10 protein-coding genes are annotated in these 9,414 nt (G+C 62.4%); all 10 read left to right on the top strand.

From position 1 onward, the window contains the following. Positions 1 to 212, top strand: a 212-nt coding sequence (locus VG320_RS11385; RefSeq protein ID WP_327200209.1) for an alpha/beta hydrolase, incomplete at its 5' end; no start/stop codon positions are given. A gap of 1 nt (position 213) precedes the next feature. Next, positions 214 to 1,185, top strand: coding sequence for a flavin reductase (locus tag VG320_RS11380; protein WP_327200208.1), 972 nt, complete (start codon positions 214 to 216; stop codon positions 1,183 to 1,185). Between the two features lie 11 nt (positions 1,186 to 1,196). Next, positions 1,197 to 2,234 carry an LLM class flavin-dependent oxidoreductase gene (locus VG320_RS11375; RefSeq protein WP_327200207.1) on the top strand — a complete coding sequence of 346 codons (1,038 nt, stop codon included), beginning with the start codon at positions 1,197 to 1,199 and terminating at the stop codon, positions 2,232 to 2,234. An 11-nt stretch (positions 2,235 to 2,245) separates the two neighbouring features. After that, positions 2,246 to 3,715: an aldehyde dehydrogenase gene (locus VG320_RS11370; RefSeq protein ID WP_327200206.1), complete on the top strand. Its 1,470-nt coding sequence runs from the start codon at positions 2,246 to 2,248 to the stop codon at positions 3,713 to 3,715. A 110-nt stretch (positions 3,716 to 3,825) separates the two neighbouring features. After that, the gene (locus VG320_RS11365) at positions 3,826 to 5,232 is read left to right on the top strand and encodes a purine-cytosine permease family protein (RefSeq protein WP_327200205.1); all 1,407 of its coding nucleotides are present in this window, start codon (positions 3,826 to 3,828) and stop codon (positions 5,230 to 5,232) included. Positions 5,233 to 5,344: 112 nt separating this feature from the next. Beyond that, positions 5,345 to 5,473, top strand: coding sequence for a hypothetical protein (locus VG320_RS11360; protein ID WP_327200204.1), 129 nt, complete (start codon positions 5,345 to 5,347; stop codon positions 5,471 to 5,473). Continuing rightward, positions 5,470 to 5,901 carry a GNAT family N-acetyltransferase gene (locus tag VG320_RS11355; RefSeq protein WP_327200203.1) on the top strand — a complete coding sequence of 144 codons (432 nt, stop codon included), beginning with the start codon at positions 5,470 to 5,472 and terminating at the stop codon, positions 5,899 to 5,901. Before VG320_RS11360 ends, VG320_RS11355 begins: the two co-directional genes overlap by 4 nt. Before the next feature lie 129 nt (positions 5,902 to 6,030). Continuing rightward, positions 6,031 to 6,585 (top strand): sigma-70 family RNA polymerase sigma factor, encoded by a 555-nt coding sequence (locus VG320_RS11350; RefSeq protein ID WP_327200202.1) that lies wholly within the window; start codon positions 6,031 to 6,033, stop codon positions 6,583 to 6,585. Further along, positions 6,578 to 7,627 (top strand): FecR family protein, encoded by a 1,050-nt coding sequence (locus VG320_RS11345; RefSeq protein WP_327200201.1) that lies wholly within the window; start codon positions 6,578 to 6,580, stop codon positions 7,625 to 7,627. The genes VG320_RS11350 and VG320_RS11345 overlap by 8 nt, the downstream gene beginning before the upstream one ends. Before the next feature lie 174 nt (positions 7,628 to 7,801). Beyond that, positions 7,802 to 9,414: TonB-dependent siderophore receptor (locus VG320_RS11340; protein WP_327200200.1), on the top strand; the 1,613-nt coding region annotated here is incomplete at its 3' end.

The following is a 9,414-nucleotide window of genomic DNA, read 5'->3' as shown; positions in this document are numbered from 1 at the left end:
CCGACGACCCGAACTCGACGCCGGAAATGGCGCACCAGATGGCGAGCGCCGCGCACCACGGCCACGCGGTCGTGATCGACGACGAGCGCCACATGGTGAACCTGACCGCGCCCGAAGCCGTCAATCGCGCGCTGCGCGAGTGGCTGAATGTCGAAACGCGTGTCGAAACGCGTGTTGAAACGTCGATTGAACCCCTGAAGTCGGAAGTCTGATATGAGCCAAGAGACCGTCCCCACGACTGCCGCCCCGAGCGCTCCGCTTGGCGCGCCCATCAACACGCGCGAGCTTCGCGACGCGTTCGGCGCCTTCATGACTGGCGTGACCATCGTCACCACCTCGCGCGACGACGGCCAGCCGCTCGGCTTTACCGCGAATTCGTTTTCGTCGGTGTCGCTCGATCCCGCCTTGCTGCTGGTGAGCATTGCGAAGACATCGAGCAACTATCAGACGTTTTCGACCACGCGCCACTTCGCGATCAACGTGCTCGCGGAAGGACAAAAAGATCTGTCCAACACTTTCGCGCGTCCCAGCGAAGATCGCTTCGCCAACGTGGACTGGAACCTGAGCGCGAACCATAACCCGCTGATCGGCGACGTCAGCGCGTGGTTCGACTGCACCACCCACGCCGTGATCGATGCGGGCGACCATGCGCTGCTGGTCGGCAAGGTCGAGGCATTTCATTCGGCGGGCTATGCGGGACTGGGCTATTACCGCGGCGGCTATTTCACGCCGGCCAGACTGTCCGCCGAAGTGATCGCGGGGCCGAAGGTGATCGTCAGCGCGATCATCGCGCGCGACGACAAGGTCCTGCTCACCCGCACCGCCAATAACAAGTGGGGACTGCCGTCGAAAGAAATCAGCAAGGAAGGCGCGGATAAGGCACTGGCCGAAATCTTCGGCAAATATCAGCCCGATGCGTCTGCAAGCTTTATTTATTCGGCTTATAACAACACCGAAACCCATTACCAGTACATCTCGTTCCTCTGCAGCGCGCCGGAAGAAGCGGCGCTCGCGGGCGACGCGCCTGGCCAGTTCGTGAGCCTCGACGACATCGAGGCAGATCAGTTCCAGGACGGCGCGGTGGCCAGCATGCTCCAGCGCTATCGCAAGGAGAGCCAGCTCAAGAGCTACGGCATGTACTACGGCGACCACAGCAACGGCACGGTCCGCCCGCTTCTTTCCTGAAAGGTCACATCATGCGTTTTTCACTTTTCGTCCATATGGAGCGCGTCTCCGACCAGACCAGTCAAAAGCAGCTGTATGACGAAATGGTCGAACTGTGCCAGATCGCCGACCGCGGCGGCATGCACGCCGTCTGGACCGGCGAGCACCACGGCATGAACTTCACGATCGCGCCGAACCCGTTCCTCAATCTCGTCGATCTTGCGAGCAAGACAAAGAATGTGCGTCTGGGCACCGGCACGGTGATCGCGCCGTTCTGGCACCCGATCAAGCTTGCCGGCGAAGCCGCGATGACCGACATCATCACCGGTGGCCGTCTGGATCTGGGGATTGCGCGCGGCGCCTACTCGTTCGAATATGAACGTCTGATGCCGGGCCTCGACGCATGGGGCGCGGGCCAGCGCATGCGCGAACTGATTCCCGCCGTGAAAAAGCTCTGGGAAGGCGATTACGCGCACGAAGGCGAGTTCTGGCAGTTTCCTTCAACCACGTCGGCGCCGCAGCCGCTGCAGCAGCCGCATCCGCCGATCTGGGTGGCCGCGCGCGATCCGAACAGCCACGAATTCGCGGTGTCGAACGGTTGCAACGTGCAGGTCACGCCGCTGCATTTCGGCGACGAAGAAGTTGAAAAGCTCGTGGGCCACTTCAACGCCGCGTGCGAGAAGTTCAGCAATGTGCCGCGTCCGGAAATCATGCTGCTGCGTCACACCTACGTGGCCAGCAACGAAGACGACGCACAGGTGGCCGCGAAAGAAGTGAACGCGTTCTATAACTACTTCGGTGCGTGGTTCAAGAATGAGCGCCCGGTCAGCCAGGGCCTCATCAAGCCGCTGACGAAGGAGGAAATGGATGCTCACCCGTTCTATACGCCGGAAGCGATGCGCAAGAACAATGTGATCGGTACACCTGAAGAAGTGATCGGCCGACTGAAAGCTTACGAAGCGCTGGGCTTCGACGAGTACTCGTTCTGGATCGACACCGGCATGAGCTTCGAGCGCAAGAAAGCCTCGCTCGAGCGCATGATCAACGACGTGATGCCCGCGTTCAAGTAAGGACAGATCCCATGAGTGTTCAATTTCAGCTGTATATCGATGGCCAATTCGAGGCGGGCACCGCGAGCTTCGGCAGTATCAATCCGGCCACCGGCAAGGTGTGGGCGCAGATGCCCGAAGCCCGCACCGACGAGGTCAACCGCGCAGTCGCGGCCGCCAGCCGCGCACTGAGCGACCCCGCGTGGGCCGGCCTCACGGCATCGGCGCGCGGCAAGCTGCTGCACAAGCTCGCCGATCTGGTCGAAAAGGCTGCGCCGCGACTGGCTGAAATTGAAACGCACGATACCGGCAAGATCATCCGCGAAACATCGAGCCAGATCGCGTATGTGGCGGAGTATTACCGTTACTACGCGGGCATCGCCGACAAGCTCGAAGGCAGCCACATTCCCGTGGACAAGCCGGATATGCAGGTCTGGCTGGAGCGTCAGCCCGTGGGCGTAGTCGCGGCGATCGTGCCTTGGAATAGCCAGCTTTTCCTTTCGGCGGTGAAAGTCGGTCCGGCGCTGGCCGCTGGCTGCACGGTGGTGCTCAAGGCCTCCGAAGAAGCGCCCGGCCCACTGCTCGAATTCGCGAAACTGATTCACGAAGCGGGCTTCCCTGCCGGTGTCGTCAACGTGATTACGGGTTTTGCGGCGGAATGCGGCGCGGTGCTCAGCAGCCATCCCGACGTGGACCAGGTCGCCTTCACGGGCGGCCCCGAAACGGCACGGCATATCGTTGCGAACACATCGAAAAATCTGGCGAAGGTATCGCTGGAGCTGGGCGGTAAATCACCGTTCATCGTCTTTGCCGATACCGATATCCAGAGCGCGGTGAATGCGCAGGTCGCGGCCATTTTTGCGGCCAGCGGCCAGAGCTGCGTGGCGGGTTCGCGTCTGCTAGTCGAAGCATCGGTGAAAGAGCCATTTCTTGCGATGCTGGTTGAGCGTGTGTCGCGCATTCAGGTTGGTGCGCCGGACGACATCACCACGGAATACGGCCCGCTGTGCACCGAGCGCCAGCTTCGCCACATCGAATCGATCGTGGCGAACTCGGTGCGCCAGGGCGCGAAAGTGCTAACCGGCGGCAAGGCGCTGGAACGTGACGGCTTTTACTACGCGCCCACCATCATCGACTGCACCGGTGTCGAAAACGCCGACAGCATCACGACCGAACTCTTCGGCCCTGTGCTCTCGGTCGACACCTTCACCACCGAGCAGGAAGCGATCGAAAAAGCCAACAGCACGGCTTACGGCCTTGCGGCAGGCATTTTCACGAGCAATCTCACGCGCGCGCATCGCGTGTCCAGGCGTGTGCGCTCCGGCATCGTGTGGATCAACACCTATCGCGCCGTTTCGCCGCTCGTGCCGTTTGGCGGCTTCGGCCTGTCGGGCCACGGTCGCGAAGGCGGCATGAACGCCGCGCTTGAATATACGACCACGAAGTCAGTGTGGCTGCGCACCTCGGATGAACCGATCAGCGATCCGTTCGTCATGCGCTAGGCGCATCGCCCGGCCACTGCGTCGATACACACATAGCCGTTGACGCCGTGCCTCGCCACATCATTGCAATGTATAGCGCAGCGCGGTCTGGCAATAAAGTTGGAGACATGATGAAAAACCCGGCGAACGATAACAGCGTTCTGACCATCGAAAGCAACTCGATCGAATATGTTGCACCGGAGAATCGGCACGGCAAACCCGCCGACCTGTTCACGTTGTGGTTCTGCACCAACGTTGCGCCGCTCGCGGTGATTTCCGGCGCCACTTCGGTGCTGATCTTCCATCTCGATCTGGTCAGCGCAATTCTCGCGATTGCGGCCGGGCAGTTTTTCGGTGCGATTTTTCATGCCCTCACCTCGGCACAAGGACCGCTGGTAGGCGTGCCGCAGATGATTCAGAGCCGCGCGCAATTTGGCCGCTATGGTTCACTGCTGGTGGTAGGCTTCACGACGCTGATTTACCTCGGGTTCTTTGTTTCCAACATCATTCTCGCGGGCAAGACGCTGCATACCGCTGCGCCTTTCGTGCCAGTGCACGTGGGCACAATGCTGGGCGCCGTGCTCGCCACGCTGGTCGGTGTGATCGGCTATCACTTCATTCACCGCTTCAACAAGATCGGCGCGTGGTTCATGGGTGGCGCGCTGCTGGTCGGCATGGTGATGATGATCCCGAGCCTTAATGCGAGTGCGTTCCACCAGGGCCATTTCGATCTTGGCAACTGGTTTGCGATGTTCGGCCTGTGCGCCGTGTGGCAGATCAGCTTCGCGCCCTACACCTCCGATTATTCGCGCTATCTGCCCACGACCACGGGCTTTGCGAAGACCTTTGCCTTCACGTACTTCGGCACTTCGCTGGGGACGATCTTCGCGTTCCTGTTTGGCGTGCTGGCCGTCAGCACCGGTCACGCCACCGATGCGATGGAAGCCATCCGCACGCAGACGGGCGCGTTCGGTTACGTGCTGATCGGCCTCTTTCTGGTCAACATCATTGGCCACAACGGCATGAATCTGTATGGCGGCGTGCTGTCCATCATCACCGCCGCGCAGACCTTCCGCCCCCACTGGCTGCCTGGCCGCCGCGTGCGTATCGTCGTATCGAGCTTGTTGCTGGTGGCCTCCACCGCAACGGCCTTGTGGGCGTCCAGCAACTTTATTGCCATCTTTTTGACGGCGATCTTCGCGATGCGCATCGTGCTCGCCCCATGGATCGCAATTAATCTGGTCGACTTCTATCTGATCAACAACCGCCGCTACCGCGTTTCGGAAATCATCAGCAGCAATGGCGGCGTTTATGGCGCGGTCAATCTGAAGGCGATTGCCATTTACCTGTTCGGTATCGCGATCCAGGTGCCGTTCATGGAAGAGAGCTTCTTCCACGGCCCGTGGGCGTCGATTCTGGGCGGCGCGGACGTTTCGTGGATGGTGGGACTGGTTGCGACCGCACTGACCTATTATGTGCTGGCGTCGAAAAACGGTTCGCCCTCTTTGCGCCCCGCCGCTGCGCAGACTTCCGAATAAGCAGCGCAAGGCCTGATTAACGCGGCAGCCTCTCTTGCGAAGCTGCCGTTTGTTTTTTGCGCGCGGTTGTAGAATCGCCGGGAATTCAACTACGCTCCCGGCCCACGCTCACATGCTGACGATCCGCCATCCGACCTTGCACGACGCCGATGCGCTGCTGGCATTCGAAATCGACAATCGCGCTTATTTCGAACACTGGATCAACGCCCGCCCCGCGGACTATTACTTCCTGGCGCCGTGAGCGAAGCCATAACAAAAGCGCTGGACGATATCGGCAAGGATCGGGCTTACCAATATCTCGTCTGCCTGGGCGATGCGATTGTCGGCCGGGTGAATCTCGTCGATGTGACGCGTGCGTATTTCAACCGCGCTACGCTTGGGTATCGCATCGGCCAACAATTCGCGGGACAGGGTTACGCATCGAAGGCGGTGAAACTGGCGCTCGAAGCCGCCGCGAGGGATCTGTGTCTGTCGCGCGTGGAGGCGGTCGTGCGACCGCAGAACATCGGCTCGACACGTGTGCTCGAACGCAACGGCTTCAGCGCCTTTGGCCGCGCCACCCGCTGTATGTACTTCGACGGCGAATGGCACGACCTCCTCCACTTCGAGCGGCATCTGCACGAGGCCGCAGACGCCCCTGCCACCGGCCCGGCAGGCGCGAACGCCTGAGCCGTCCCTCGCCCCGTTCAATCGCCGCTTGCACGAAAGCGCATAAACGATAATAATTCTCATTCGTAAAATTATCGTAAGCGCCATGAAACCAGCCAGCCACGCGGCCCTGGTCTCGCAGATCCACTCGTGCAGCCGTCTTCCAGCCTCGCTCACACGTTCGCCGCGCACTATCGTGCGTTGCTGGCGTTCGCCTCGCGCCGCGTGAAGTCGGCCGAGGCTGCGTCGGATCTCGTTCATGATGCATTCGTGAAGGTGGCGTCGCTGCCAGGCGCCGCCGAGGTGCGCCAGCCGCGCGCGTTCTTCGTGCGCGTGATCGAGAACCTGATCGTCGATCGCTTTCGCGAGAGCCGCACGAGCACGCTATTGCAGGTCGACGTAACGCCGCACGACGACGATAATGACGCCTTCGCCGATCTGGCCATCGACCGCATCGATCCGAGCCTGCTTGCCGAGGCCGCGCAGACCGCGCGTGCGCTGGAGCAGGCCATAAGCGCACTGCCGGCGCGCTGCCGCGAGGTATTTTTGCTGCGCAAGGTCCACGGCCTGTCGCACGAGGCCATCGCCGGGCAGCTGCAGATCAGCCGCAATATGGTCGAAAAGCACCTGCGGCGCGCGCTGATCGGGCTGACCGAATTCGACCGCGACGCGCACGACGATACTGCACCGCCGGCCCATGACTAGGGATTTACAGCCACTGGGTATGCCCGTTTCTTCTTCAGGTAGTTCGAACGCTGGCGTTTCCGATGCGCGGACCCATGCCCGCGCGCGGCGTCTGCGCGCCGAGGCCGCCGTGTGGGTCGTGCGCATCGATGCGGGCCGTGCGACGCGCGACGACGCGCGGCTCGTACGCTGGTGCGCGCGCTCGGCCGAACATCAGGCCGCGTTCGATGCGGCCAGCACGCAATGGCAACACGCCGATACGTTGCGCGCGCAACCTGCTGTGGTTGCTGCTCCATCGGCGCCATCGCCCAATCGACGGCCCCGCTTCTCTTTCACCTTTACCGCGCCCCGCGCCGCGTTTGCGTGTGCTTTCGCCGCTGCGGGCATCGGTCTCGCGCTTTACCTGCATGCGCCCGACTTCACCACCTCGGCCGGCGAAGTGCGTACCGTCGCGCTAGATGACGGCAGCACGATGCGGCTCGATGCCGATTCGGCTGTCGATGTGCGCTATGACGAACACGAACGCCGTGTCGTGCTGGAACGCGGGCGCGCCGCCTTCGACGTGAAGCACGGCGACGCGCGCCGCTTCGTGGCGCAGGCCGCCGCCGGAGAGATCGTCGATATCGGTACGGCCTTCCAGGCGAGCTTGCCGGATCGCGGCGACGCCGCACTCGTGACCGTCACGCAGGGCCGCGTGGCCGTGCGCAACAGCGCGGGCAGTGTCGAAGCCGCCGCCGGTCAAAGCGTTCAATACAGCGACGCGGCGCACGCGCCCAATACCGTCATCGTCGACACGTTCGCGGCCACGGCCTGGCAGCGCGGGCGCATCGTCTTTACCGACGCATCGCTCGCCGACGTTGCCACCGTGCTCAATCGCTACTGGAAAGGGCATTTCATCTATGTGCGCGGCAGCGCGGCGGCGCTGCGCGTGTCGGGCAATTTCGCCATCGACGCGCCTGGACAGGCGCTCGCCACCCTCGCCGAAACGCTTTCGCTGCGCTCCACGCGCATCGCAAATCGCGTCGTGATTCTTTCTGCTCAAGATCCCACCGACGGCCAATAAAAATATTTCGCGCGGGACGTCCGGTTTTTGCGCGCCCAAACGTCTATTCCCTCAGCAACACCAAAAACGCACGGCATCAACAAGCATCAGTTCGGGGGAATTTCGTTGTTCACGCAATCATCTTTTCGTCCGCTCGCAATCAGCGCGGCGGCAGCGGCACTCTTTGGCGCGGCTTTGCCCGTACTCGCAGATCAGGACGCAGCGCGCGACGCTGCCACAGCGCAACGCAGTGCGCTGCTCGACTACCGCATCGCGCCTTCCAGCCTGAACGCGGCGCTCAACCAGTTCGCGGAAACCAGCGGCGTGCAACTTGCCTACGCCAGCGCGCTGGTCGCTGGCAAGCAGTCGCCGGGCTTCACGGGTCACGCCGATCCCGCCAGCGCGCTCGCGCAAGTGCTGCGCGGCACCGGCCTGCGCGCGGTGCGCGGCCAGAATGCCGCCTTCGTGCTCGAAACCGATCCCGAGCCGCCAGGCCCCGGCACGACGCCGGAAACTTCGCTGCCCGCCGTGAAAATCAGTGCGCAAAACGTAGGCGACAGCCACGACCCGACCGTCGCCAGCGCCGCGCTCAAGTCGAACGTATCGCTCACGCGCACGCCGCAATCGGTATCGATCATCGAGCGTAAGCAGATGGACGAACAGAACGTGCAATCCGTTTCGCAGGCGCTGCGCTATTCGGCGGGTATCGTGCCGGAGACGCGCGGTATCGGCGATCGCTACGACAGCCTGCAGATGCGCGGCTTTGGCGGCTTCGGCGGCAACGCCGTTTATGTGAATTTTCTGGACGGTCTGAATCTCGGGCGCGGCCTTTCCTATGCCGTGCCGCAGATCGAACAGTACGGCCTGCAACGCATCGAAGTCCTGCGCGGACCCAGCTCGATTCTCTACGGCCAGGCCAACCCCGGTGGCGTGGTGGTGCTGGAGAGCAAGCGCCCGGAGGCCGATCACGTCAACGAGGTGATGCTGGGCGCGGGCACGCATAACCGCTGGGAAGGTGCCTTCGATCTGGGCGGCGCGGTGGACGCCGACAAACGCGTGCTGTACCGCTTTGTCGGTCTCGCGCGCGATGCCGATACTCAGGTGTCCGGAACGAAAGAGCAACGCATTTATGTCGCCCCTTCGCTCACGCTGCGCCCTGACGCGAATACCGAACTCACGCTGCTCGCCAGCTATCAGTACGATCCGAACAACGGCTATTACGGCTTTCTGCCGCGCTACGGCACGGTTTCGTACAACCCGAATGGCATGCTCGGCACCGGCTTCAATGACGGCGAGCCCGACTACGATCACTTCCGCCGCGAGCAGGCGCAGATCGGCTATGCCTTCACGCATCGCTTCAACGACACCTTCACGGTGCGTCAGAACGCGCGCTACATGCACATGTGGAGCGACTATCAGACGGTCTATTCGAGCGGCTATACGACCTCGGCCAACCGCTATTTGAACCGCCTCACCACCGCGTCGATGGAGCACCTGGACGCGCTGTCGACCGACACGCAGCTCGAAGCGGATTTCAACACCGGCGCCGTGCGTCATGCGGTGCTGATGGGTCTCGACTACCAGATGACGATGGCGGATCGTCGACTCTCGTCGGGCAAGGCGCCCTCGCTCGACATCACGGACCCCGTCTACGGCCAGGCGCTCACCGCGCCGAAGCTCGCCAGCTACACGCGCCAGCGTACCGACGATCTCGGCCTTTATTTGCAGGATCAGATCACACTGGGCAAATGGTCGTTCGTGCTGGGCGCACGCGAGGACTACGCCACGACCGACGCGAACGAGTACGT

The organism is Paraburkholderia sp., assembly GCF_035948235.1.
Taxonomy (GTDB): domain Bacteria; phylum Pseudomonadota; class Gammaproteobacteria; order Burkholderiales; family Burkholderiaceae; genus Paraburkholderia.
Note: the sequence above shows the minus strand (reverse complement) of the source record. Positions and strands in the feature narration are given on the sequence as shown.